This is a genomic window from Salana multivorans, from assembly GCF_003751805.1.
Taxonomy (GTDB): Bacteria; Actinomycetota; Actinomycetes; order Actinomycetales; family Beutenbergiaceae; genus Salana; species Salana multivorans.
Genome location: NZ_RKHQ01000001.1, coordinates 1,683,697 through 1,707,695, shown reverse-complemented (window position 1 = coordinate 1,707,695; position 23,999 = coordinate 1,683,697). Strand labels below are relative to the sequence as shown.

The 23,999-nt window shown below is 72.8% G+C and carries 21 protein-coding genes and 1 riboswitch; of the genes, 8 read left to right on the top strand and 13 right to left on the bottom strand.

Translation table 11 applies throughout. The features are described 5' to 3' along the window. Positions 1 to 45 precede the first annotated feature (45 nt). On the bottom strand, positions 46 to 1,074 hold the full coding sequence (locus EDD28_RS07485; protein ID WP_123739033.1) for a LacI family DNA-binding transcriptional regulator: 1,029 nt from the start codon (positions 1,072 to 1,074) through the stop codon (positions 46 to 48). Positions 1,075 to 1,095: 21 nt separating this feature from the next. Beyond that, positions 1,096 to 2,415 (bottom strand): alpha-amylase family glycosyl hydrolase, encoded by a 1,320-nt coding sequence (locus EDD28_RS07480; RefSeq protein ID WP_123739032.1) that lies wholly within the window; start codon positions 2,413 to 2,415, stop codon positions 1,096 to 1,098. A 384-nt stretch (positions 2,416 to 2,799) separates the two neighbouring features. Here EDD28_RS07480 and EDD28_RS07475 point away from each other — a divergent pair, with 384 nt between their 5' ends. From EDD28_RS07475 to EDD28_RS07460, 4 genes are all read left to right on the top strand, one after another. Next, positions 2,800 to 4,191: an extracellular solute-binding protein gene (locus tag EDD28_RS07475; RefSeq protein ID WP_245967958.1), complete on the top strand. Its 1,392-nt coding sequence runs from the start codon at positions 2,800 to 2,802 to the stop codon at positions 4,189 to 4,191. 80 nt (positions 4,192 to 4,271) lie between these two features. Continuing rightward, complete coding sequence (locus tag EDD28_RS07470) at positions 4,272 to 5,282, top strand: carbohydrate ABC transporter permease (protein ID WP_123739030.1); 1,011 nt, start codon at positions 4,272 to 4,274, stop codon at positions 5,280 to 5,282. Further along, positions 5,279 to 6,190 carry a carbohydrate ABC transporter permease gene (locus EDD28_RS07465; protein WP_245967957.1) on the top strand — a complete coding sequence of 304 codons (912 nt, stop codon included), beginning with the start codon at positions 5,279 to 5,281 and terminating at the stop codon, positions 6,188 to 6,190. Before EDD28_RS07470 ends, EDD28_RS07465 begins: the two co-directional genes overlap by 4 nt. Further along, positions 6,187 to 7,923 (top strand): glycoside hydrolase family 13 protein, encoded by a 1,737-nt coding sequence (locus EDD28_RS07460; protein WP_123739029.1) that lies wholly within the window; start codon positions 6,187 to 6,189, stop codon positions 7,921 to 7,923. Before EDD28_RS07465 ends, EDD28_RS07460 begins: the two co-directional genes overlap by 4 nt. A gap of 47 nt (positions 7,924 to 7,970) precedes the next feature. Here EDD28_RS07460 and EDD28_RS17305 read toward each other — a convergent pair whose 3' ends face one another. Genes EDD28_RS17305 through EDD28_RS07450 form a run of 3 tightly spaced genes read right to left on the bottom strand, consistent with a single transcriptional unit; the run spans position 7,971 to position 10,173 of the window. Further along, a complete protein-coding gene (locus EDD28_RS17305) occupies positions 7,971 to 8,132 on the bottom strand; it encodes a hypothetical protein (protein WP_170169385.1) in 162 nt (53 codons plus the stop codon). An 8-nt stretch (positions 8,133 to 8,140) separates the two neighbouring features. After that, a complete protein-coding gene (locus EDD28_RS07455; protein ID WP_425469979.1) occupies positions 8,141 to 8,458 on the bottom strand; it encodes a metal-sensitive transcriptional regulator in 318 nt (105 codons plus the stop codon). After that, positions 8,458 to 10,173: an FAD-dependent oxidoreductase gene (locus tag EDD28_RS07450; RefSeq protein ID WP_123739995.1), complete on the bottom strand. Its 1,716-nt coding sequence runs from the start codon at positions 10,171 to 10,173 to the stop codon at positions 8,458 to 8,460. The genes EDD28_RS07455 and EDD28_RS07450 overlap by 1 nt, the downstream gene beginning before the upstream one ends. Before the next feature lie 167 nt (positions 10,174 to 10,340). Here EDD28_RS07450 and EDD28_RS07445 point away from each other — a divergent pair, with 167 nt between their 5' ends. After that, positions 10,341 to 11,858, top strand: coding sequence for an aldehyde dehydrogenase family protein (locus tag EDD28_RS07445; protein ID WP_123739027.1), 1,518 nt, complete (start codon positions 10,341 to 10,343; stop codon positions 11,856 to 11,858). Between the two features lie 227 nt (positions 11,859 to 12,085). On the opposite strand, the gene EDD28_RS07440 is transcribed toward EDD28_RS07445, so the two are convergent. Genes EDD28_RS07440 through EDD28_RS07430 form a run of 3 tightly spaced genes read right to left on the bottom strand, consistent with a single transcriptional unit; the run spans position 12,086 to position 15,302 of the window. After that, on the bottom strand, positions 12,086 to 13,825 hold the full coding sequence (locus EDD28_RS07440) for a hypothetical protein (RefSeq protein ID WP_123739026.1): 1,740 nt from the start codon (positions 13,823 to 13,825) through the stop codon (positions 12,086 to 12,088). Next, a complete protein-coding gene (locus EDD28_RS07435) occupies positions 13,822 to 14,733 on the bottom strand; it encodes an FAD:protein FMN transferase (protein ID WP_123739025.1) in 912 nt (303 codons plus the stop codon). Before EDD28_RS07435 ends, EDD28_RS07440 begins: the two co-directional genes overlap by 4 nt. A 53-nt stretch (positions 14,734 to 14,786) precedes the next feature. Beyond that, a complete protein-coding gene (locus EDD28_RS07430) occupies positions 14,787 to 15,302 on the bottom strand; it encodes an FMN-binding protein (RefSeq protein ID WP_123739024.1) in 516 nt (171 codons plus the stop codon). A 163-nt stretch (positions 15,303 to 15,465) separates the two neighbouring features. On the opposite strand from EDD28_RS07430, the gene ppk2 reads away from it, so the two are divergent. Beyond that, positions 15,466 to 16,503: a polyphosphate kinase 2 gene (gene ppk2 / locus EDD28_RS07425; protein ID WP_245967956.1), complete on the top strand. Its 1,038-nt coding sequence runs from the start codon at positions 15,466 to 15,468 to the stop codon at positions 16,501 to 16,503. A gap of 22 nt (positions 16,504 to 16,525) precedes the next feature. Here the strand turns inward: ppk2 and EDD28_RS07420 are convergent, their stop codons facing one another. Further along, positions 16,526 to 18,145 carry a DHA2 family efflux MFS transporter permease subunit gene (locus EDD28_RS07420; RefSeq protein ID WP_123739023.1) on the bottom strand — a complete coding sequence of 540 codons (1,620 nt, stop codon included), beginning with the start codon at positions 18,143 to 18,145 and terminating at the stop codon, positions 16,526 to 16,528. A 163-nt stretch (positions 18,146 to 18,308) separates the two neighbouring features. On the opposite strand from EDD28_RS07420, the gene EDD28_RS07415 reads away from it, so the two are divergent. Next, on the top strand, positions 18,309 to 19,307 hold the full coding sequence (locus EDD28_RS07415; RefSeq protein ID WP_123739022.1) for a CAP domain-containing protein: 999 nt from the start codon (positions 18,309 to 18,311) through the stop codon (positions 19,305 to 19,307). A gap of 13 nt (positions 19,308 to 19,320) precedes the next feature. On the opposite strand, the gene EDD28_RS07410 is transcribed toward EDD28_RS07415, so the two are convergent. From EDD28_RS07410 to EDD28_RS07395, 4 genes are all read right to left on the bottom strand, one after another. Further along, complete coding sequence (locus EDD28_RS07410; RefSeq protein WP_123739021.1) at positions 19,321 to 19,905, bottom strand: PIN domain-containing protein; 585 nt, start codon at positions 19,903 to 19,905, stop codon at positions 19,321 to 19,323. Between the two features lie 34 nt (positions 19,906 to 19,939). Further along, positions 19,940 to 20,446 (bottom strand): excisionase family DNA-binding protein, encoded by a 507-nt coding sequence (locus EDD28_RS07405; RefSeq protein ID WP_123739020.1) that lies wholly within the window; start codon positions 20,444 to 20,446, stop codon positions 19,940 to 19,942. Between the two features lie 99 nt (positions 20,447 to 20,545). Beyond that, positions 20,546 to 21,307: a VOC family protein gene (locus EDD28_RS07400; RefSeq protein WP_123739019.1), complete on the bottom strand. Its 762-nt coding sequence runs from the start codon at positions 21,305 to 21,307 to the stop codon at positions 20,546 to 20,548. A gap of 105 nt (positions 21,308 to 21,412) precedes the next feature. Beyond that, the gene (locus EDD28_RS07395; protein ID WP_123739018.1) at positions 21,413 to 21,727 is read right to left on the bottom strand and encodes a DMT family transporter; all 315 of its coding nucleotides are present in this window, start codon (positions 21,725 to 21,727) and stop codon (positions 21,413 to 21,415) included. 10 nt (positions 21,728 to 21,737) lie between these two features. Beyond that, positions 21,738 to 21,803, bottom strand: a riboswitch (guanidine-III (ykkC-III) riboswitch). Positions 21,804 to 21,949: 146 nt separating this feature from the next. On the opposite strand from EDD28_RS07395, the gene EDD28_RS07390 reads away from it, so the two are divergent. Beyond that, positions 21,950 to 23,992, top strand: a complete 2,043-nt coding sequence (locus EDD28_RS07390) for a DUF4914 family protein (RefSeq protein ID WP_123739017.1) — start codon at positions 21,950 to 21,952, stop codon at positions 23,990 to 23,992. Positions 23,993 to 23,999 lie beyond the last annotated feature (7 nt).

The following is a 23,999-nucleotide window of genomic DNA, read 5'->3' as shown; positions in this document are numbered from 1 at the left end:
GTCGACGGGCAGGCGGGAGAAGCAGGACGACGGCGCGGGACTCGCTCAGTCCGCGCGGACCACGCGCACGCGCGGCGGTGCGACCGACTCGCGGTCGACGATCCAGGGATCGACCACCCGGAGCGTCGACTCGCCGCCGCCCATCCGGTCGAACAGCAGGTCGACGGCACCGCCGGCCTTCGCCGCCGTGTCCTGGTGCACCGTCGTGATGGCCGGCGTCACCATCTCGGCGAGCGCGGTGTCGTCGAAGCCGGTGAGCGAGATGTCGTCGGGGACGCGGAGCCCGACGTCGGCGAACCCCTTGATGAGGCCGGCCGCGATGACGTCGGCGGTCGTGACGAACGCCGTGAACCCGCGCGCGTCGGCCAGGAGGTCGGCCGCCAGGGCCCGCGCCTCGCCGAAGTTGACCTCGCACAGGAGCCGGGACGCGTCGTAGTCGTCGACCCCGTGCTCGGCCAGCGCCGCGAGGTACCCGGCGTGCCGCAGCGACACGACGCTCGGCTCGTCCGACGTCTCCGGACCGAGGAACCCGATCCGCCGGTGCCCGGCCGCGATGAGCCGCTCCGCCGCGAGCCGTCCGCCGAGCTCGTCGTTGAGGCGGCTCACCACGAGCCCCTCGCCGTAGGCGTCGATGAACACCATGGGCGCGCGGTGCGCCGTGCGGAGCTGGAGCACCTGGGTCGCGTTGACCCCGAACAGGATCGCCCCGTCGACGTTCCACGAGCGCATCGCGGCGACCGTCGTGGTGACGTCGTTGGAGAAGTGCACCATGAGCTGCTTGCCGCGGGCCGCCACGCCGCGCTCGATCTCGTCGAGCAGGTCGGCGTAGTGCGGGTTCGTCAGCGGCGACTGGCCCTCGTCGCGATCGCCGAGGAAGACCAGCGCGATGATCTCGGAGCGCGCCGTCGACAGCGCGCGTGCATTGGCGTTCGGCTCGTACCCGAGCTCCGCGACGACGGCGAGCACGCGCGCCTGCGTCGCGGCCGAGACCCGTCCGGCCTTGCCGTTGATGACGTTCGAGACCGTCATCTTCGTGACGCCGGCCGCCTTCGCGACGTCCATGAGGCTCACCATGGCTCCGCCCCTCTCATCCGGTCACTGTGCCACTGAGACGATCGCCGCGCGGCCCGTGGAGTGCACGATGCCGTCCCGCACCGTCAGGACGCCACCCGAGACGAGGTCGACGTGCTCCCCGTCGGGCAGCTCGGGCACCGCGACGTCCGCCTCCTCGCTGCGGAACGGGAAGATCCCGACGAGGGACCGCGTGCCGGAGACCGACCCGGCCCCCGCCTCCCGCGTGTACGACCCGACCACGGTGTCGACGCCCGGCGCCACGCGCAGGCGATACGCGCCGTCGACGACGATGGGGTCGCGCGTGACCTCCCGCAGGCGTCGCAGGTGGTCGGAGAGGTCCTTGCCCGGGTCCCAGGCGACGGGGTCGACGTCGAACAGGCTCGGCCGGTTGGGGTCCTGGTGCTCCTGACCGGCGTAGAGCAGCGTCGCGCCCTTCTGGAAGTACAGGAACGCGGTCCACACGAGCAGGTCCTCGGGAGACGTCGCGAACGACGCGACGCGGTCCCGGTCGTGGTTCTCCAGGAAGCGCAGCTTGACGTAGTTGTCGGGGTACCAGGAGTCCTGGAGCTCGAGCAGCCGGACGTAGTCGGCGAGCGTCCCCGTGCCGAGGGCGTAGTCCCGCAGCCCGTTGATGACGTCGTAGTCGTAGGTGAGGTCGAACGCCTGGTAGGTCTCGCCGTCGGAGTGGCACAGCAGACCGCGGGAGCGCAGCAGCCGGACGAACTCGGGCTCGACCGTCTCGGCGAGCCACACGACGCCCTCCTTGACCTCGGCCACCTCGCGGCGCGCCCGGCTCCAGAACTCCATCGGCAGGAGCGGGGCGACGTCGCAGCGGAACCCGTCGACGATCCGCGCCCAGCCCCGCAGCGTCTCGACGTGGTAGTCCCACAACCCGTCGCGGACGTCGAGGTCGAGGTCGATGATGTCGGCCCAGTCGGGGTTGCGGTTGGCGGGGTTGCCGTCGGCGTCGCGGTAGAACCACTCCGGGTGGGTCTCCCACAGCACCGAGTCCGGCGAGGTGTGGTTGAAGACGACGTCCATCATCGCGAGCATGCCGCGGTCGTGGATCGCGTCGACGAGGCGCTCGAACTCCTCGCGGGTCCCGTACGCGGGGTCGACGGCACGGTAGTCGCGGATCGCGTAGGGCGAGCCGGCCTCGCCCTTGCGCCCCGCGACGCCGCTCGGGTGGATCGGCAGGAACCAGACGATGTCGACGCCGAGGTCGCGGATGCGGTCGAGGTCGGCCAGCACGCCGGCGAAGTCGCCCGACGGCGAGTGGCTGCGCACGTAGACGCTGTAGAGGAGCTTCCCGCGCAGGGAGATGTCGGTATCGAGGGCCACGGGCACTCCTTCGGGACGACGTGGGCTGCTGGCGAACGGCGGACGGGCGAACGACTGACGGACGGGCTGGGGGCCGGTCCGGTGGCCGCGGACGGCGACGATGCCCGACCCGCGGGTGCCCCGCGACCGAGGCACAGCCCCGCCAGCGTACTTTCTGACTCGGCCCTTCTGTCAAGCCATTCCGGCCACCAAGGTTTACCGGTCAACATTCGACCTCCCGTGGACCGGCGCAGGCGCGCTCGCGCGCGAGGAGGACGCCCTGACCTGCAAGGATGTCCCAAGGTAACGGTTTGGACACGACGGTTGACGCACCGGGGGCGCGGGCGTAACCTGCGGGAGGTATACCGGTAAAGGGCCGGTCTCATGCATGGACGAGGAGGTCCCGTGCGACACGCATCGATGCGACGAGGAACCCTGGCGACGGTCGCTGCCCTGGCAGCGGCCGGCCTGGTGCTGACTGCCTGCTCCTCCGGGGGTGGCGGCGGTGGCGGCAAGGTCGACGACAACCCGGACAAGGGTCTCGACGTCGTCGGGGAGACCCTCACGTACGACCCGAACACCCTCGTGAACGAGGGCAAGCCCGTCACGCTCGACTGGTGGGTCTGGTTCTACGACGAGGGCTTCAAGAAGATCGCCGCCGACTACCAGGAGATCCACCCGAACGTCACGATCAACGTCGTCAACCAGCCGTGGGACGACTACTGGACCAAGCTCCCGCTGGAGCTCCAGGGTGACAAGGGCCCCGCGATCTTCAACATCCACAACAGCCAGGAGGCGAACATCCTCCCGTATGCCGAGCCGTACGACATCCCCGTCGACGAGCTGAGCGCCGACTTCACGGGCGCTGCCTCGCACGTGGTGGACGGCAAGGTGTACTACATCGACTTCGGCCTCATGAGCGGCGCGATCTACTACAACACCGACATGTGGGCGGCCGCCGGCCTCACCGACGCCGACGTCCCGACGACGTGGGACGAGTTCCGCGAGGTCGCCAAGAAGCTGACCGTCCGCGACGGCGACACGCTCACGCAGTCCGGCTTCAACTTCAACAGCTCGGGCGCGGCGTTCCAGGGCGGCCTCGCCTACCAGCTCGGCCAGAACCTGTTCGCGCAGGACGGCACGACGCCGACGATCGACAACGACGCCAACCTCACCGTCATCGAGCGCTTCCTCGACATCTACGCCGACGGCTCGGGCGACCCGAACTTCGGCACGAACTCGGGCGAGGCGTTCGGCCAGGGCCTCACCGCCATGACGTACGACTGGGGCCACTTCGTCGGCAACCTCGCCACGAACTACCCGGACATCAACTACGCGACGTTCCAGCTCCCGGCCCCCGAGGCGGGCGAGACGCCGTACGCGATCGACCGCTACAACGGCGAGGCGACGTTCGGCATCAACGCGAAGGCGTCGGACGCGCAGAAGGCCGCCGCGCAGGACTTCCTGCGGTTCTTCCTCACCAACAGCGAGTTCCTGACGCAGATGTGCCTGGACTTCGGCGTCTACCCGGCCTACAAGGTCATCGCCGACGACCCGGCCTTCGGGGAGAACCCGGCGCTCGCCGCGTTCGGCGACGTCGAGCGCTACATCTGGCCCGGCCCGATGCCCGCCGCGATCGAGACGAGCTGGAAGGCCATGTGGGAGGACGTGCTCTACAACAACGTCGCCCCGGCCGACGCGCTCAAGGCCGCGCAGGCCCAGGCGGAGAAGGACCTCGCCGGGACGGGCTTCGTCTCGGTGGAGAACCTCTACCCGTTCTACCAGCCGACGAGCTGATCCAGCATCGAAGGGAGCGACGCCGGCCCCGGGAACGCGCTGCTGGGCACGACCCAGCGGCCCCGGGGCCGGCGCCCATCATGACAACGGTCACGGAGTCCAGCACAGGGTCGTCCACGCGGGCGGCCCGCCCGTCCAGCCCACCCCGCCGCGTGCGCAAGCCGCGCGGGGAGCTCACGATGGTCGTGGTGACGGTCGGCGTCATCATGGCCTTCATCGTCGTCCTGCTCATCGTCCCGATCCTCATCGCGCTGCGGGGCAGCTTCCACCAGTGGAACCCGCTCAACGGGACGTTCACCTGGGTCGGCCTCGACAACTACGCCGAGCTCTTCGCCGACCCGCAGTTCGCGCGGGCCTCGCTCAACACCGCCGTCTTCGGCGTCGCGGCCATCGCCGGTCGCGTCGTCATCGGCCTCGCCATCGCGTACGCGCTCTTCTCCCGGCTGACCCGGTGGAAGGGCTTCTTCCGCACCGTCTTCTACATGCCGACGATCACGCCGCTCGTGGCCGTCGCGTACGTGTGGAAGCTCATGTACAACCCGCAGTTCGGCGCGATCAACTCGATCTTCGGCCTCGACGTCAACTGGCTGTTCGACAGCCGGTTCTCCCTCCTGGCGATCATCCTCATGACGATCTGGAAGGACTTCGGCTACGCCGTCATCCTGCTGCTGGCCGGCCTCTACTCGATCCCCGAGGACTCGCTCGAGGCCGCGTCGGTCGACGGCGCGAACTCCTGGCAGCGCTTCTGGCGCGTCATCCTCCCGCTGCTGCGGCCGATGCTGTTCTTCGTCGTCATCACGTCGCTCATCGCGTACCTGCAGGCGTTCGTCCAGGTGCTCGTGCTGACCGGCGGCGGCCCCGGGACCTCGACGCAGATCATCTCCTACATGATCTACGAGCAGGCGTTCGTGAAGTACAACTTCGGCTACGCCTCGGCGATCGCCTTCGTCCTCCTGCTCGTCACGGCGGCCCTGACGGCCGCGTCCTGGCGGTTCAACTCCTCGGGCGGAGCTGACCGGCCGGGACGCGCGGCCCGGCGTCGCGCCGCACGACGCGCGGCCGCCGCCACGACCGAGGGGAGCGCCCGGTGAGCGCCATCCAGAAGACCTCCTCCGGCGTGCCCCTGACCGGTCGACGCGCCGGACGCACCGCCGCGGCGCCGCGGCGCCCGATGCCGGCCCGCACGCGCGCCGGCGTCATCGCCCTCAACACGCTGCTCGCCGTCATGGGCGTGTTCACGGTGTTCCCGTTCGTCTGGATGGTGTTCTCTGCCTTCAAGTCGAACGCGGAGATCGCGAGCCTCGACCAGACGTTCTTCCCGCGCGACTGGACGATGGCGAACTTCGAGAGCATCCAGACGAAGCTCGACTTCTTCCGGCTCTTCGCCAACAGCGTGTTCCTGTCGGTCTCCATCACCGTGCTGGCCGTCTACACGAGCCTGCTCGGCGGCTTCGTGTTCGCGAAGTACCGCTTCCGGGGTCGCGGCTTCTTCTTCGGCGTCATCCTCTCGACGATGATGGTCACCTGGGCCGTCGTCATCATCCCGCGCTACACGATGTTCCGGAACGCCGGGCTGGTCGACAACTACGCGTCCCTCATCGTCCCGGCGGCGATCAGCGCGTTCGGCATCTTCATGATGCGCCAGAGCATGGACGCCATCCCGGACGAGGTGCTCGAGGCGGCCCGGATCGACGGCGCGTCGGAGATCTTCATCTTCCACCGCATCGTCGCGCCGATGAGCATCAACGCCATCTCGGCGCTCGCCATCTTCCAGTTCCTCTGGGTCTGGGAGGACTACCTGTGGCCGTACCTCATGATCTCGACGCAGTCGAAGCAGGTGCTCGCGGTCGGCCTCACGACGTTCAACGGCCAGTACTCGACGGACTACGGCGGGCTGTTCGCCGCGACGACCATCTCGATCCTGCCCGTCCTCGTCGTGTACCTGGTCTTCCAGCGCCGGTTCATCGCCGGGGCGGCGAGCGCGGCGGTGAAGGGATGAGCTCCGCACCCCAGCACCCCGTCGACGACGCGGGCCGCCCCTGGTGGCACGACGCCGTGATCTACCAGGTCTACCCGCGCAGCTTCGCGGACGCGAACGGCGACGGGATGGGCGACCTGGCGGGCGTCACGGCGCACCTTGACCACCTCGCGGCCCTCGGCGTCGACGCGATCTGGCTCTCGCCGTTCTACACGTCGCCGCAGAGCGACTGCGGGTACGACGTCGCCGACTACCTCGACGTCGACCCGATGTTCGGCACGCTCGCCGACCTCGACGACCTCGTCGCGCAGGCGCACGGCCGGGGGCTGCGCGTCGTCGTCGACATCGTGCCGAACCACTCCTCGTCGGCGCACCGGCTGTTCCAGGCGGCGCTGACCGCGGGGCCGGGCTCGCCCGAGCGGGCGATGTACGTGTTCCGGGACGGGCGCGGCGAGCGCGGCGAGCTGCCGCCGAACGCGTGGCCGGGCGGCGACGACGGCTCGGCGTGGACGCGGGTCCGGGAGGCCGACGGCGCGTGGGGTCAGTGGTACCTGCACATCTTCGGCATCGACCAGCCCGACTGGGACTGGACCAACCCGGCCGTCGCTGACATGTTCGACGACGTCCTGCGGTTCTGGCTCGACCGCGGGGTCGACGGGTTCCGGATCGACGTGGCGCACGGCATGGCGAAGGAGGACGGGCTGCCGGACCGGGCGATCGCGCCGTGGGAGGGGTGGGTCATCCCGACGGTCGACCCGGCCACGCGCCCGCCCATGTGGGACCAGGACGCGGTGCACGACATCCACCGGCGCTGGCGCCGCGTCGTCGACGAGCACACGGCGGCCCAGCGCGCGCGGCGCACCGCCGACGATCCCGCGTACGACGACCGGATCCTCGTCGCCGAGGCCTGGCTGGAGCCCGAGCGGCTCCAGCTCTACCTGCGGCCCGACGAGCTCCACCAGGCGTTCAACCCCGACCTGCTCGTGACGCCGTGGCGCGCCGACGACCTGGTCGCGGCCATCACGACGTCGCTCGAGACGTGCGCGGCGGTCGGGGCGATGCCGACCTGGGTGCTGTCGAACCACGACATCGTCCGGCACGCCACCCGTCTGGGCTACGCCGCCGACCGGCCGCTCGGTGGCGGCATCGGCCCGCGCGACGAGCAGCCCGACCGTGAGCTCGGCCAGCGACGCGGGCGGGCGGCGTCGCTGCTCATGATGGCGCTCCCGGGCGGGGTGTACCTCTACGAGGGCGAGGAGCTCGGGCTGCCCGAGGTCACCGACCTGCCCGACGAGGCGCGGCTGGACTACGTGTTCCTGGAGAGCGGTGGCGCCCAGGTGGGGCGCGACGGCTGCCGCGTCCCGATCCCGTGGCGGGCCGACGCCCCGGCGTTCGGGTTCAGCCCGACCGGTCGGTCGTGGCTGCCCCAGCCGGAGTGGTTCCGCGAGTTCGCGGCCGACGTCCAGGAGCTCGACCCCGACTCGACGCTGTGGCTCTACCGGAGGGCGCTGCGCCTGCGTCGCGACCTCGACCTCGGGGGTCCGGCGTCGTCGGTCGAGGCGAGGGACGGGCTCGTCGTCGTGACGCGGCCCGCCTCGTGCGTCGTGGCGAACACGACGGGCGAGAGCGTCGAGGTGGCGGTGCCGGCCGGGCTCGCGCCCGTCCTGGTCAGCCTCGGCGACGCCGGCGGCGTCCCGCGCGTCGGCGAGGACCGCTGGGCGGTCCCCGGCGACGTCACGGTCTGGTTCGGCTGACCCGGCCGCGCCTGAGCCGGACGCCCCGCAGGCCGGGAGGCGACGGGCTACCGCCCGAGGAGCCGCGCGAGGAAGCCGGTGCGCGGCTCCTCGGCGTGCCCCCGGCAGCGCTGGGACGTCGGGACGCCGCGCAGCGCCTGCTCGACGTGGTTGCCGCAGCCGCTCCACGTCGCGAGGCCGCACTGGCGGCAGGTCACCTTCTGGCACATCGGATCTCCTAGGCGAGCATCAGGAAGAGCTTCTCCAGCTCCTCGGGGGTGAGGTCCTCGTGGTTCGGCTGCCCGTCGGGCTCCGCGAGGCAGTTCTTCATCGCGGTCGCGACGATCTGGAAGCCGGCCCGGTCGAGCGCGCTCGACACGGCCGCGAGCTGCGTCACCACCTCGCGGCAGGGCGCGCCGGCCTCGACGGCCGCGATGACGGCGGTGAGCTGGCCGGAGGCGCGGCGCAGCCGGTTGCGGATCTTGCGCTGGGCGGCCTCCTGCTCCTCGCGGGAGAGGGCGGTGCGCCCGGGGGCGGCGGTGGGACCGGTCTCGATCATGGGAGCTCCTTCGGGGATGAGCCAGTCTCGCCCACGACGAGCACGTCCTTCGCGTCCCGGCCGAGCCAGGCCGTGAGCGTGAGCATGCCGCCCGACAGGTTCGCCGAGTCGAACCCCTCCTCGACCAGCACGCGGTGCGCGAGGTAGGAGCGCATCCCGGACGCGCAGTGCACCCGCACCGCGCGTCCCGCGGCGGCCGCGCGGATCTCCGCCAGCCGCTCGCGCACCTGCGTGTGCGGGACGTTGAGCGCCCCCGGGAGGTGACCGGTCGCGTACTCCGCGGGCGAGCGGACGTCCAGCACGAGCGCGGTGGCCAGGACGTCGTCGAGGTCGCGGGCCTGCCACTGGGCGAGGACGCCCGAGGTCAGGTTGTCGGCCATCATCCCGGCGAGGTTCACCGGGTCCTTCGCGCTGCCGTACGGCGGGGCGTAGGCGAGGTCGAGGTCGACCAGGTCCCCACCCCGGGCGCCGTGCCGCAGGGCCGTCGCGAGGACGTCGATCCGCTTGTCAACGCCGTTCCGGCCGACGGCCTGCGCGCCCAGGAGCGCGCCGTCGGTCCGGCGCAGGTGGAGCAGCAGGTGGAGCTGGCTCGCACCGGGGAAGTAGCCGGCGTGGTTGCCGGGGTGGAGGTGGATCGTCTCGTAGGCGACGCCGGCGGCGTCCAGCGCCGCTCGGTTCGCACCGGTGAGCGCGGCCGTCAGCTCGCCGACCCGCACGATCGCCGTGCCGAGCGGCCGCGGGACCGGCCGGGTCGCGACGCCCATGACGTCGTCCGCGACGAGCCGGCCCGCGCGGTTCGCCGGGCCCGCCAGCGGCACCGGACGGCGCACGCCGGTGACGGGGTCGGTCGAGACGGTCGCGTCGCCGACCGCCCAGATGCCGGGGACGGATGTGCGCCCGTGCTCGTCCACGACGATGGCGCCCCGCTCGCACGCGACGCCGGCGGCCTCGAACGGCGCCGTGTCGGGCGTCACGCCGACCGAGACGACCACGAGGTCGGCGTCGATCACCTCGCCGTCGGCCAGCTCGACGGCGACGGGGGCAGCCGCGGCGCCGGGCGAGCGGTGCAGCTCGACGGCGCCGAGGCCGTCCCGGACCCGGATGCCGAGGCGCTCCAGCTCGGCCGTCACCAGCGTGGCGAGCTCGCGCTCCAGCGGCGGGAGGACGTGCGGTGCCAGCTCGACGACGTCGACGTCGAGCCCGGCCAGGCGCAGCGCCTCGGCGGCCTCGAGCCCGATGAACCCGGCGCCGAGGACGACCGCGCGAGCCGGCCGGCCGGCGGTCGTCGTCGGCTCGCGCAGCGCGACCACGCGGTCCCGGAGCGCGACCGCGTCGTCGACCGTCCGCAGCGTCGTGGCGACGCCGGCCTCCAGCGCGTCCGCCAGCCCGGGGATCGGCGGCAGCACGGCGCGGGCGCCGGGGGCGAGGACGAGCGCGTCGTAGGCGAGCGTGACGGTGCCGTCGGGCGTCCGGGCGGTCACGGTCCGCGCGTCCGGATCGAGGCCGACGGCGTCGTGCCGGGTGCGCACGTCGAGGTCGAGCGCGGCGCGCAGCGACGCGGGCGTCTGGACGAGCAGCTTCGCTGGGTCCGCGATCTCGCCGCTCACGTAGTAGGGCAGGCCGCAGTTCGCGAAGGACGGGTGGTCACCGCGCTCCAGCACCACGATGTCGGCGTCCTCGTCGAGGCGCCGCGCGCGGGCGGCCGCGCTCATCCCGCCGGCGACACCGCCGACGACGACGATGCGAAGGCGGTCCGGGCGGGCATCGGTCGAGTCGGTCACATGAGAGAAGATACTCCGGGGGGTATCTGTGCGCAAGTCCGGCCCGGGGTGTGCTCGGCGCACGGATCGGCCGCACGCGCCGGTCCTACGATGGACGCATGGCCCAGCTGACCCTCACCGCCGGCATGCCCGTCCCATACGCGGGGGACCGCGTCGCCGTCGTGAGCGAGGAGCTCGCCGCGGCGTTCCAGCCCGGTGACGCGCTCTACGTCGACTCCGGGACGGGCGAGCTCCTGCACGTCCCGGCGCGCGTGCGCGAGGCGGTCGGGGCCCAGGTCGCCGCCGCGCTCGACGCGTTCACCGCGCTGCGCAGCGCCACCCCCGGAGCCGTGCGCGCGTTCTTCACCGCGTTCGCCGACCTGCTCGCCGACGACGACGTGTGGGGCCGCATCGCGTCGGCCAACGCCGGCGACGTCGAGCGCGCCCGCGACCTGGGCCGCTCGACCACCCGCCTCGAGATCTCCGACGGCATGCGGGCCGACATGGTCGCCGGGCTGCGCGAGTGGGACGGCATCCTCGCGGAGCGCGAGGCCGCCGGCGAGTCCCCCGTCGCGACCGTCGACCACGAGGGCTGGTCGGTCGACGTCGTCGCGGCGCCGCTCGGCGTCATCGGCTTCGTCTTCGAGGGCCGCCCGAACGTGTTCGCCGACGCGGCCGGCGTGCTGGCGACCGGGAACGTCGCCGTCCTGCGGATCGGCGGCGACGCGCTCGGCACGGCCGAGGCGATCCGCGACGCCGCCCTCGTTCCCGCCCTCACCGCCGCGAGCCTGCCCGCGGGCGCCGTGAGCCTCCTCCCCCTGCGCGACCGCTCGGCCGGCTGGGCCCTGTTCGCCGACCCGCGTCTGGCGCTCGCGGTCGCCCGCGGGTCCGGCCCGGCGGTGGCCCAGCTCTCCGCCGTCGCCCGCTCGGCCGGCGTCCCGGTGTCGGCGCACGGCACGGGTGGCGCGTGGATCGTCGCCGGCGACGACGCGGATGCCGCACGCCTGGCCGGGGTCGCGCGCTGGTCGCTCGACCGCAAGGTGTGCAACACGCTCAACGTCGCTGTGATCCCGAGCGCCCGCGCCGCCGAGCTCGTCCCCGTGCTGCTCGCCGCGGCCGACGAGGCGGCGGTCGCCCGGACGGGGGCGGGATCCGCCGCCCGCGTCCACGTGGCCGACGGCTCGCAGCGGTGGCTGCCGGCGGAGGAGCTCGAGCGGACGATCCCCGTGCACCGCGCCGACGGCGTCCACACCGAGCCGCGCGCGTCCGTCCTGCCGGTGGCCGACCTCGGCCGCGAGTGGGAGTGGGAGGGGACGCCGGAGCTGTCGCTCGTCGTCGTCGACTCGGTCGACGAGGCGATCGAGCTGTTCGGCCGGTACTCGCCGCGGTTCGTCGTCTCGTTCCTCAGCGAGGACGACGACGCGCACGCGCGGTTCCGCGCCGCCGTCGACGCGCCGTTCGTCGGGGACGGGTTCACCCGCTGGGTCGATGGTCAGTACGCGCTGTCCCAGCCGGAGCTCGGCCTGTCGAACTGGGAGAACGGTCGGCTGCTGGCCCGGGCCGGCATCCTCACCGGCGCCGAGATCACGACGCGGCGGATCTTCGCGCGGGTCGAGAGCGCCGACCAGCACCGCTGACCGCCCCGCCCCCAACTCCGACTCACCTCTACCGCCGGCCCCAGCGCCCGCGCAGCTCCGACTCACCTCCGCCCCCAACTCCGATACTGGGGTGGTTCCGGTCGCGATACGCGATCGAGGCCACCCCGGTATCGGAGCAGCGCGGGGGCGGAGGCGCCCACCGCTGGGCCAGACGGGGTAGGAGGCCCCGGCCCGGGAAGCGGCCGAGGTCGGGCGAGCCCTACGGCTCAGTAGCCGAGGAAGACGTCCGTCCGCACGCGCCGCGCGCCCTGCTCCCGGGCGATCAGCTTGACGGCCGCCACCGAGCCGGGTGAGCCCGAGACCAGCACCGTCCGCTCCGCGAGGTCGGGCACGGCCTCGGCCAGGACCGCCGCGTCGACGGCCGACCCCTCGACGACCCGGTACCCGGCCGGCAGCGTCGAGCGGTCCGCGCCGAGCGGCACGACGAGCACGAGCGAGACACCGTGCGGCAGCCCGACCCGCGCCGGCAGCGCGCCGGTCACGCCGCCGCCGGGGATGCCCGACGGCACGGGCACGGGATCGGCGAGGATCGGCAGCACGTCGCGGACGTCCTTGACGGCCCACACGGCGACGACGTCCAGGTCGGCGCCCGGCCGCCGACCACCGCCGCGCGCGAGGTCGTCGAGCATCGCCAGGAACGGCGTCATGCCGACGCCGAGCCCGACGAGCGCGCTGCGCCCCTCGGGGAGGAGGAAGTCACCGGCCACGAGCGTGACGCCTAGCTCGTCGCCCGGTGCCAGGTCCGCGAGCGCCGCCTTGACCGGGCTCGGCGCGGCCCCGGGTTCGGCGAGCCGCGTGACGAGCCGGACCTCGCCGGCCAGCGGCGACGACGCGAGCGAGAGCACCCGCCGACGGCCGCGAGAGTCCTCGGCGGCGCGGGGACGGGCGAGCGCCTGGGGCACGTCGACCTCGACGTACTGCCCCGGACGGAACCGCAGCGGCGACGAGGGCGCGAACCGCAGGTCGAGGAGACCGTCGTCGGCACCCGCCGCGCGGCGCAGGAACCGCAGCGCTACCCGGCGGCGCGGGCCCAGCCCGAACGCGACGACGTTGCCGAGCGCGAGCGCGAGCTCCGGCGAGAGCCAGCCCCAGCCCCACAGGACCGGCGCCGCGGACGCCACCCCGACGAGCACGCCGACGCCGACCCGCTCGAGCAGCCGCGGCGGCGTCGTCAGCGGCTCGGTCAGCATGAAGCACGCGAGGAACGCGATCGGGCCGGAGAGCACGGCGAACGACAGCGCGGTCCAGCCGGGCGTCCCGAGGCCGACGTAGCCGAGGACCGTCAGGGCGACCGCTGGCACCGCGTAGCTCGCGGCGTAGAGCATCCGGCGCGTGCGCCACAGGACCGCGAGGCCGGCGAGCACCACGAACGGGAACAGCACGGACGACCCGATCCACCACCACGCCTGGGCCAGCCCGGTCCAGCCCGCCACGAGCAGCCCGACCACGGCGGGGTTGAGCACGTGCCGCCCGCGCCAGGCGAGCAGGTACTTCGAGCCGCCCGCGAGCACCCCGGCGAGGGCGACGCCGACGAGGCCCGCGTCGGCCACCGGCAGCAGCACGAGCGCGAGGATCAGCCCCGTGATGACCGGCGAGAGCGCGTGCACCGGCGGCATCGAGGCGAGGATGCCCGACAGCGTCGGCGTCCTCCGCGTCGTCGTGGAATCGGCCCGCCCGCGCCACGCGGCGACGACCCCCGCCAGCAGCCGGCCACCGGCGGTCCCGATGACCGAGCCGAGGACGGCGCAGAGCGTCGTCAGGCCGAGCGCGATCCACGAGGAGTGGAAGGCCCCGAACAGCGACATGACGAACGCGATCCCGACGAGCGCCAGCAGCGCCCACAGGACGAGCGTGTACATCGAGACCCGCCCGAGCAGGCGGTCGAGCGCGACGCCGGGGTGCCAGCGCCGCGCCTGCGCACCGGCGCGCGCGGCCGCCCCGCTCACGGGTACAGCTCCGCGACGACCCGCTCGTCGTCCAGCCCGGCGTGCCGCAGCGGACCGGACGTCGGCATGACGACGACGGCGTGCACCCCGTCGAGGGCCGAGAGCACCTCGCTCGGCGGGAGGAAGAACGCGGCCGTCGAGGCGGCGTCGGCGATCATCGCCGTGCGCGCGAGGGCCCACGTCGCGAGGATCCCGCGCACCGGGGCGCCGGTGCGCGCGTCGATCACGTGGTGCAGCCCGTCGGCCCAGGCGCGCCGGTTCGTCGCGGACGCCGCGATCGCGCCGTCGGTGAGGGTGACGACGCCGACGGCGCGCGTCGGGTCGAGCGGGTGCTCGAGCCCGATCCGGACCCGGGCGGGGCCGACGTGGCGCAGGTCGCCGCCCGCGTCGACGGTGAAGCTCTCGATCCCGGCGCGGCGGATCACGTCAGCGACGACGTCGACGAGGCGCCCCTTGCCGACGGCGCCGACGTCGAGCACGGTCCCCCGCGGGAGCTGGAGGAGCGCGGTCGTGCGCTGGAACCGCCCCTCCCAGCCGGGGACGGGCTTCGGCGCCCCGGGAGCCGGCGAGAGCCGGTAGGTCGGGTCGTACCCGAGGTGCTCGAGCGTCGCGCCGACGAACGGGTTGACGGCGCCGTCCGTGGCGTCAGCGAGGCGGGTGTAGAGGCGGAGCATGGCCTCGCCGTCCACCCCGACCGGGAACTGGCCGCCCTCGCGGGCCACCGCCGCCACGACCGAGTCGGGCCGGAACCGGGACCACTCGAAGTCGAAGTCGTTGATCTCGGCGAGGATGCGGGCCTCGAGCCCCAGCGGCAGGGGTTCGGGCGTGTCGATCACCCAGCGCGTCCCGATGGCGTCGAACTCCATGCGGCCGGCTGCGATCTCGTCCACGGCGGCATCGGCGATCACGGGACGACGCTATCGTCCGCTGCCGCCGCGCGGGGCTCCGTCCGCGGGATGAGTCACGCGCCCAGCGCCTCCGCCTTGATCTGCTCGACGGCGTCATTGAAGCCGCCCGAGGTGAGGGACGAGCCCGCCACCTTGTCGACGGCCAGCTCGTCCAGCGGGACCCCGACGACGACGTCGGCGATGCCGCCGGCGAACTGCTCCTGGAAGCCCTGCGAGCGCGGGTCGCCCGCCTCGGGCGTGACGACGACGTCCGTGACGACGCCGTCGGCCAGGGTGAGCGACACGTCGACCTGCTGCTGCCCGCCCGGGGAGACGTAGCTGCCGGTCGCCTCGTACGTGCCGTCGGCGTAGTCGGAGGCGCCCGCGGCGGCACCGTCGGTCGAGTCGGTGGGATCGGTCGAGGCCGTCGGGTCGGCGGCCGCCGTCGAGCCGGAGCTCGCGTCGGTCGGGTCGGCCGGGGCCGGCGTCGCGGAGGCGTCGCCCGAGGCGCAGCCGGCGAGGGCCCCGACGGCCGCAAGCGAGGCGGCGGCGGAGAGGGCGATGCGGGTCGAGCGCGTGACGGGGGTCATGGGGCCTCCTGACGTGGATGGCTCAAGGTTCAGGCACGCGCCTGGACGTTTGCTGTGAGCCCCGTGTGATCTCGCGACCCAGCGGCTGTGACGCCGGCCACGTCGACGGATCCGGGCCCTCGGACCGATGCGCTCACGGCCCTGCCCGGACTAGGTTCTCGCCATGGCAACGACGCATGGCAGTGACGACGCAGCTACCCCCACCCCCGAGGGCGGGCCGACGGCCGACGACGCGACCGGGACGACCGACGCGACCGCAGACGACGCCCGGGACGCCGCGGACGGGGCGGACGGGGCGGACGACGCACCGGCCGTCGCGAAGGCCAAGAAGGCCAAGAAGGCCGGGAAGAAGAAGTCGACGAAGGCCGACAGGGCCCGGCGCAACCGGAAGAAGCTGTCGAACGACGTCTACGAGGCGGAGCTCTTCCGGCTCCAGACCGAGCTCGTCACGCTCCAGGAGTGGGTCAAGGCGACGGGCCAGCGCGTCGTCGTGATCTTCGAGGGGCGCGACGCGGCCGGCAAGGGCGGCGCGATCAAGCGGATCACGGAGTACCTGTCGCCGCGCGTCGCGCGGATCGCCGCGCTGCCGGCGCCGACCGAGCGGCAGAAGACGCAGTGGTACTTCCAGCGCTACGTCGAGCACCTGCCGGCCGCCGGGGAGATCGTGCTGTTCGACCGGTCCTGGTACAACCGGGCCGGCGTCGAGCGGGTCATGGGGTTCTGCACGCCGCAGGAGTACGCGCAGTTCATGCGGCAGGCGCCGATCTTCGAGGAGATGCTCATCAACGACGGGATCCTGCTGCGCAAGTACTGGTTCTCGGTGTCGGACGCGGAGCAGCTCAAGCGGTTCCGGTCGCGGCTCAACGACCCGGTGCGGCGATGGAAGCTGTCGCCGATGGACCTCGAGTCGATCCACCGCTGGGAGGACTACTCGCGGGCGAAGGACGACATGTTCGTCCACACGGACACGCCCACCTCGCCGTGGTTCGTCGTCGAGTCGGACGTGAAGAAGCACGCGCGGCTCAACATGATCTCCCACCTGCTCTCGACGTTCCCGTACGTCGAGGTGCCGCACGAGGAGGTCGAGCTGCCGACGCGGCCCCAGGGCGGGGAGAACTACCGTCGGCCGCCGCGCTCGCTGTCCACCTACGTCCCGGACCACGTCGCGCAGCTCACCGGCGACCCCGAGCGCAACAGGTAGCGCCGCGGGTCGCGCGCGCCGGTCAGCGGGTCGCGCGCGCCGGGATGAGCAGCGAGACGACGAGCCCGACGACGAGCACGGCGACGGCCACGAGCAGCGTCTGGGCCGTCGCCGACGCGAAGCCGCTGTGGATCACGCCGGTGACCACCGCGACGATCTGGTCCTTGACGGCCGCCGGGATGCCGTCGGGCAGCTCGAACCCGCCCGCGGGGCCGCCGGCCGCGTCCATCGAGAACTGCCCCGACATCGTCGTGAGCGCGTCGAGGAACTGCTGACGGAAGTCGGCGGGGATGCCGTCGGCCGCCGCGCGCCCGGCCGCGGGCAGCTCGACCGACAGCCGCGAGGTCAGGGAGGCGACGATGACCGCCGAGCCGAGGACGCCACCCATCTGACGCGTCGTGTTGAAGGCCCCCGCCCCGGCACCGGCCGTCGTGGCGTCGAGGCCGGACGTCGCGAGGTTCGCCAGCGGCGAGAACACCATGCCCGTGCCGGCGCCGAACAGGAGCATCGGGAAGACCAGGTGCCACGCGACGAGGTCGGGCGTGATCATCGCCGCGACGATCCCGACCCCGACCGCGAGGAACGCGAACCCGGTCGAGACGACCCACTTGCCGGGCAGCCGGTCCGAGAGCCGTCCGGCGAGCGGCGCCACGACGCCGGAGACGAGCGAGCTCGGCAGGTTGATGAGCGCAGCCTGGATCGGCGAGAGGCCGAGGATCGACTGCAGGAAGATCGTCAGCGGGAAGAAGATGCCGATCATGGCGAACGAGATCGCCATGCCGGAGACGTTCGAGAGCGCGAACGTGCGGTTGCGGAACAGCGCGAGCGGCATGAGCGCGGCCGATCCCTGGCGTCCCTGCCACCACACGAAGATCCCGAGCACCACGACGCCGAGACCGATGATGCTCCACACGCTGATCGGGCCGACGATGGTGCCCCAGTCGTAGCTGCTGCCCTCCTGCACGCCGAACACGAACGCGCCGAGACCGACGACCGAGAGCACGACGCCGAGGACGTCGAACGTCGTGGCGTGGGTCTCCAGCCGCGGCAGGTAGCGCAGGGCGAGGACGAGGGCGACGACGCCGACCGGGACGTTGATGAAGAAGATCCACTCCCAGCTGACGTACTCGATGAAGACGCCGCCGAGGAGCGGGCCGGCGATCGTCGCGACGCCGGCCGTCGCGCCCCACAGGCCCATGGCGGCGCCGCGCTTGTCGGGCGGGAAGACGCGCGTGATGATCGCCATCGTCTGCGGCGTCATGAGGGCGGCGCCGATCCCCTGGACGACGCGGGCGGCGATGAGCACGCCGATGTGGCCCGAGAGGCCGCACCAGGCCGACGCCGCCGTGAAGACGACCAGGCCGACGAGGAAGACGCCGCGCGAGCCGAACCGGTCACCGAGCCGTCCCGCGAGCAGGAGCAGCGTCGCGTAGGAGAGCAGGTAGGCGGAGTTGACCCAGCCGACGGCGACCAGGTCGGCGTCGAGGTCCGTGACGAGCGTCGGCACGGCGATGTTCACGATCGTCGTGTCGAGCATGATCATGAAGAAGCCGAGGATGAGCGGCGGGAGCGTGCTCCACGGGCTGCGACCGCCGAGGTCGACCAGTGCGCGCACGCCCGGACGGGACTGGGTGTCGGTCATGGGACTCCTCGTGCCGGGGCCCGTGGGTGCGGCGCTGATCGGCCGGGCTCGCGCGAGCGTCGGTCAGTCTACGTCCGAGGTCCGACGGATTCTGACGTGCCGTCAGGCGGCCCGTCGGGTCGCGTCAGGGCGCGTCGGGGCGCGTCGGGGCCATGATGGTCCGGTGACCCGTCGGCCAACCCGCGCCATCGCCGCGCTGTCCGCGCTGCTCGCCGCGGGGGCGCTGACGCTGTCCGCCTGCGGCCTCGGCTCCGACGGTGGGACGGGCGACGGGACGCCAGCATCGTCGTCGCCGGCGGCGACCGGGGCGGCATCGGACGCCTCGCCGGACACCGCGTCGGCATCGTCCGACGACCCGCGGGCCACGGCGCCCGGGACGGTCGACGCCGCGGCGGTCCCGCCCGAGTGGGTCGACGCGCTCGCGCTGGTCGACGCCGCCCGGGTCGAGCGGGGGCTCGGGAAACTGCGGATCGACCAGGGGCTGACCGACCTGGCCCAGCGTCAGGCGGAGCACTACGCGACCGGGGCGCAGGACTGGGACGGCGACTTCGGCGAGGACCTCGCGGTCGCGGGATTCGCTCGCGGCTCGGCCCGGATCGGCTCGGGAACGACCCCGGCCGAGGCCGCCGAGACGTGGCTCGCCTCCGCGGAGGACGCCGAGACGCTGCTCGACGCGGAGCTCGGCTTCGCCGGCGTGGGGGCGGCGCCGTGGCAGGGCGGGCAGTCGGTCTACCTGCTCGTGCTCGCCTACCGCGCCGACGACGGCAGCATCCCGCCCGGCTCGGATGGCGCGGAGGAGGTGCTGGTGCTGACGAACGTCGAGCGGGCCAAGGTCGGCCTCGCGGGCGTCTCGCTGAGCGACCGGCTCAACGCAGCGGCGCAGCTCCAGGCCGACCACCAGGCGTCCATCCTCGAGATGACCCACGAGGGCAACGGCGGGCTGAGCAACCGCGTGGCGTCGGTCGGGTACGAGGCCCGGGTGGCGGCGGAGAACGTCGCGGTGGGGTACCCGTCGATCGACGACGTGGTCCGGGGCTGGATCGACTCGCCGGGACACTACGAGAACATCGTGAACCCGGACGTCACCGAGATGGGCTTCGCGGTCGCGTTCGGCAGCGACGGTCGCGCGTACTACGCCCAGGTGCTCGGCGACCCGTTCTGACCGGGACGCACGGTCAGCCGGCGCCGAGGCGCGGTCTGAGGATCTCGTCGACCTCGATCATCCCGCAGCGATCCCGGAGGTCCGCGAGGACGTCGCCGGCGACGGTGCCCTGGCTCGTCCGACGCGAGATCAGCTCGCGGAGGGCACGAACCCCTGCCTCGGGATGCGCTGCCACCGTGTTCGCGGCGAACTCGGCCGGAGGCACCACGTCGATCTCCGCCACCCCGAGGACGGCCGATCGCTCGAAACCCGCCCGACGATCGCTCGTGACGATTGCATCGGCCTTGCCCATGAGCGCCGCGTGGAGGACGTGCCCGTCGTCCGCGTCGTCCAGCGCGTAGGCATAGTCGCCGTCCTTCCGCGCCTCGATCCGCGCACCGGGGAAGGCGTGCGCCATCTGATCGAAGAGATGGGCACGTCGAGTCGCGCCGTCCGTCCGACCTCGCCGCTCGTCCAGTCGCGCGAGCACGTAGTCGAGCTCGACGAGGATCCCCGACCCCCACAGCGGCGCATAGGCGCCCTCGGCGGCGAGCTGGAGCAGGAAGTCTCGCTGCAGCCCCGGCACCAGGACGCAGGTGTCCAGAACCGCTCGATACACCTGCCCAGACTGCCAGAAACCGGCTCCGACCGCGTCAACGCACGGAGCGAGCCTCGCGAAGAAGGGCCATGACGTCCTCGTCGGCCGAGTCGGCGTACGCCGCCGCACTGTCGGTGATGAACCTGTTGCGGCGCTCGCGCAGGGCTTCCCGATAGGCGAGCACGTCGGCCAGTCGCAGCCGACGACGCACCGAGCCGGGCACGTGCGCCAGCAGCTCGCCGTCGTCGATCAGACGCACGACCGTCGGCCGACTGACGCCAAGGATCTCCGCCGCCTGCTGCGTGCTGATCTCCCGGTCGCGCGTGAGCACACTGATCGACTGCCCACGGCTCAGCGCCGCCACGACCTGCTTGAGCACGGCGTGCACCTGTTCGGTCAGCTCGACCTGATCGCTCTCACCCGCACCGCTGAGGAAGTAGGTCGGCGCCGGGGCCGTCCCGTGGCGGGCTTCGTGCGCCTCGAGGAAGCTGAGCACCGCGGCCAGATCGTCCACGTCACCGGGCGTCGGCACCACCATGTCTGCCTGCTGGGCCGCGCTCATGGTCCACCTCCGCGAGTTTCCGTGTCCCCGACGCTATCACCGTTGCGAAAGTTACGAAAGACGCAGCGCGTGGGCTCGCGGCGGAGCCCCCGCCCGGGCCTAGGCCGGCTGGTGGAGCTTCACGCTCGCGCCGCCCGGGTCGAGGATCCAGCCGAGCAGGCCGAACGGCGTGGGGTCGGGCTCGCGCACGACCGTCCCGCCCAGCTCGACCGCTCGCGCCGTCGACGCGGCCGCGTCCTCCACCGTGACGTACCACCCCCAGTGCGACGGGATCTCCGACGGCAGGAACGCGTTCGCATCCATGACCCCGGCGACCATCCGGTCCCCGGCGAACGCCTGCGCGTACGGCACCCCGACCGCCGCCCGCTCGAACCGCCAGCCGAACGCCTCGGCGTAGAACGCCTCGGCCGCGGGCAGGTCGCGCGTCGACAGCTCGAACCACGACGGCGCCCCCGGCGCGTCGAGAACCTCGAACCCGGCGAACGGCGCCGGCTCCCACAGCCCGACCCCGGCCCCGGACGGGTCCTGGAGCATGGTGAACCTGCCCGATCCCGGCACGGCCGACGGCTCGACCAGCAGGCTCGCTCCGGCCGCGACGCACCTCGTCACCTCGGCCTCGGAGTCCTCGACCGCGAGGAACAGGTTCCACACGTCCGTCTCGACGGGCGCGACCCCCGCCCCGGCGACCGCGCGCCCCTCGGCCAGGAACGTCACGTACTGCCCGGGCACGGAGTCGAGCTCGCGCGCCTCCCAGCCGAACAGCCCGGTGTAGAAGTCGACGGTCCGCGCGAGGTCGCGCACACCCGCGTCGGCCCAGCAGAACGTCCCGCGCGGGAACGGCTCACGCGTCCGGTCTCCCATGGCTCTCTCCTTCGCTCGACGGTGGGACCCCGGTGGCGTCGGCGTCCTCGTCCACCTATGAGACCACCGGGGTCCGACGAACTCATCGATCGGGAGCCGCCAGCGTCAGGACACGGCCTTGAGGCCGATCACCCCACCGACGATCATCGCGAGGAACAGCGCGCGCCACACGGTCATCGCCTCCTCGCCGGAGACGACGCCGATGATGACGGCGAGGACCGCGCCGATCGCGACCCACACGGCGTACGACGTGCCGACCGGCAGCTCCCGCATGGCGTAGGCGAGCCCGCCCATGCTGATGACGAGCGCCACGACGAACACGATCGACGGGCCGAGCTTGGTGAACCCCTCCGAGCGACCGAGCGCGGTGGCCCAGACGGCCTCGAAGACTCCGGACAGGATGAGAACGAGCCAGGACATGAGTACCCTCCACGGGCCGTCTTGTCGCTGTCCGGGTACGGCACCCCTCGTCCGGGAGCCCGGCTCCGGGCTCGACCTCCAGGGTCGCACGCGGGCGACGGGACGGCAATGCCCGCATTCCGTCCACATGCTGAGCAACGTGTCCGTCCGGGGACCAAGTGCCCAGTCACCCCGTCGGAGGGACGCCCTACCGTCGAGAACGTCCCCGACGAAGGAGCTCCCATGTCAGTCGCGCCAGCCGCCACCGCTCCGACGAGCGCCCCGAGCGCCGTTCCAGCCGGTGGCACGACGGACCCGACCGAGGGGACCCGCGCCGCGCTGAGCCAGCTCGCGCGCGTCGCCCTGCCGCCCGAGGTGCGCGCGGCCGTCGAGGCGGCGCCGAGCGTCGTCGTCCCCGCGAGCCGCGAGGAGCTCTACGCCCTCGCCCTCGGCCCGGACGGCGGCCCGGTCTTCGAGGTGGCGTACGACGTCGCCGCGGCCGGCGGGGCGACGTCGACCCGGATCGTCGAGGCGACCGTCGCGCGCTGCCGCAACGGCATCGCCGTCAACTACCCCGAGGACTACATCCGGCGTCGCGACCCCGACTGCATGCGGATCGCCGACGACCTGCCGACCGACAAGCCGCGCTACCGCGACCGGGAGGGCGGGGAGTTCGACCCGACCCGGACCGAGACGCTCGACTGGCTGGCGACGCAGCCGCTCGCCGTCGTCCCGTTCAAGGCGGGCGGGCGCCGCCACGGCTACCCGAGCGTCGCGATCGTCCCGCAGAACGCGGCGTTCTTCGCCCTCGCGCTGGTCGACCTGCAGGGCTGGGTCACCTTCGAGGAGCTGGCCGAGGAGACCTCGGCGCGCGGCGAGGAGACGTGGGCGCCGCGCAGCCTCATGGTCGTCGCTCCCCCGTTCCGGCACACCCGCTTCGACGGCCGCCAGGTCGTCGTCCACAACCGCTCCGAGACGCTGCACGAGGTCTGGGCCTACAACCTCTACCCCGGACCCAGCGCGAAGAAGGGCGTGTTCTCCGTCCTGCTCGACATCGGCGAGCGCGAGGCCGAGCCCTGGTACACGGCGCACGCGTCGTCGGTCCTGGTGACGACGCCGTACGACAACGAGATCGTCATCATGCACGAGGGCGCGTCGGGCGGCGGCAAGTCCGAGATGACGCAGGACCTGCGCCGGATGGACGACGGGCGCATCCTGCTCGGCCGCAACGTCAACACGGGCGAGCCGTACATCATCACGCTCAACGAGTCCTCGTCGCTGCGGCCCGTGACGGACGACATGACCCTGTGCCACCCCGCGCTGCCGCACGACGAGGGCAAGCTCGCGATCGCCGACGCCGAGGACGGCTGGTTCATCCGCATCGACAACCTCACGTCCTACGGCGAGGACCCCAAGCTCGAGAAGATCTGCATCCAGCCGGCCGAGCCGCTCGTGTTCTTCAACGTCCAGGGCGTCCCGGACGCGACGATCCTGCCCTGGGAGCACACCCCCGACTCCACGGGCAAGCCGTGCCCCAACCCCCGGGTGGTCGTCCCGCGGCGGCTCATCCCGCGGATCATCGACGAGCCCGAGCAGGTCGACGTGCGCACGTTCGGCGTCCGGATGCCGGCCTGCACGCGCGAGAAGCCGACCTACGGGATCATGGGCATCGCGCACATCGTGCCGCCGTCGCTGGCCTGGGTGTGGCGTCTCATCGCCCCGCGCGGCGACAAGAACCCCTCGATCGGCGAGTCCGCGGCCGAGGCGTCGACGATCCGGCACGGCGGGCTGGTGGCGGAGGGCGTCGGCTCGTACTGGCCCTTCTCGACGGGGACGAAGGTCGGGGCGGCGAACCTGCTCCTGCGCCAGATCGTCTCGGCCCCCCGGACGCGCTACGTCCTCACCCCCAACCAGCACATCGGCGCCTACCAGGTCGGCTTCGCCGCCGAGTGGCTGACCCGGGAGTACCTCGCCCGGCGCGGCGTCGCGCGGCTGCGCCGCGACCGGCTGGCGCCCGCGCGCTGCCCGCTGTTCGGGTACACGCTCACGGACATGGTCCTCGACGGACAGACGATCCGCCCGACGCTGCTGCGGCCGGAGTTCCAGTCCCAGGTCGGCGAGGCCGCGTACGACGAGGGCGCCCGGATCCTGTCCGACTTCTTCGCCGCCGAGCTCTCGCAGTTCCTCACGGACGAGCTCGACCCGCTGGGCCGGTCGATCATCGAGGCCGTCCTGCGCGGAGCGTCGGTCGAGGAGTACGAGGAGCTGACGCCGATCCTCGGCTGAGTCCACA

Excerpts from the sequence above, each read along its gene's own strand:
- EDD28_RS07485 (WP_123739033.1), bottom strand. The coding sequence starts at position 1,074 with ATGGTGAGCCTCATGGACGTCGCGAAGGCGGCCGGCGTCACGAAGATG.
- EDD28_RS07470 (WP_123739030.1), top strand. The coding sequence starts at position 4,272 with ATGACAACGGTCACGGAGTCCAGCACAGGGTCGTCCACGCGGGCGGCC.
- EDD28_RS07460 (WP_123739029.1), top strand. The coding sequence starts at position 6,187 with ATGAGCTCCGCACCCCAGCACCCCGTCGACGACGCGGGCCGCCCCTGG.
- EDD28_RS17305 (WP_170169385.1), bottom strand. The coding sequence starts at position 8,132 with ATGTGCCAGAAGGTGACCTGCCGCCAGTGCGGCCTCGCGACGTGGAGC.
- EDD28_RS07450 (WP_123739995.1), bottom strand. The coding sequence starts at position 10,173 with ATGAGCGCGGCCGCCCGCGCGCGGCGCCTCGACGAGGACGCCGACATC.
- EDD28_RS07445 (WP_123739027.1), top strand. The coding sequence starts at position 10,341 with ATGGCCCAGCTGACCCTCACCGCCGGCATGCCCGTCCCATACGCGGGG.
- EDD28_RS07430 (WP_123739024.1), bottom strand. The coding sequence starts at position 15,302 with ATGACCCCCGTCACGCGCTCGACCCGCATCGCCCTCTCCGCCGCCGCC.
- ppk2 (WP_245967956.1), top strand. The coding sequence starts at position 15,466 with ATGGCAACGACGCATGGCAGTGACGACGCAGCTACCCCCACCCCCGAG.
- EDD28_RS07420 (WP_123739023.1), bottom strand. The coding sequence starts at position 18,145 with ATGACCGACACCCAGTCCCGTCCGGGCGTGCGCGCACTGGTCGACCTC.
- EDD28_RS07405 (WP_123739020.1), bottom strand. The coding sequence starts at position 20,446 with ATGAGCGCGGCCCAGCAGGCAGACATGGTGGTGCCGACGCCCGGTGAC.
- EDD28_RS07400 (WP_123739019.1), bottom strand. The coding sequence starts at position 21,307 with ATGGGAGACCGGACGCGTGAGCCGTTCCCGCGCGGGACGTTCTGCTGG.
- EDD28_RS07395 (WP_123739018.1), bottom strand. The coding sequence starts at position 21,727 with ATGTCCTGGCTCGTTCTCATCCTGTCCGGAGTCTTCGAGGCCGTCTGG.
- EDD28_RS07390 (WP_123739017.1), top strand. The coding sequence starts at position 21,950 with ATGTCAGTCGCGCCAGCCGCCACCGCTCCGACGAGCGCCCCGAGCGCC.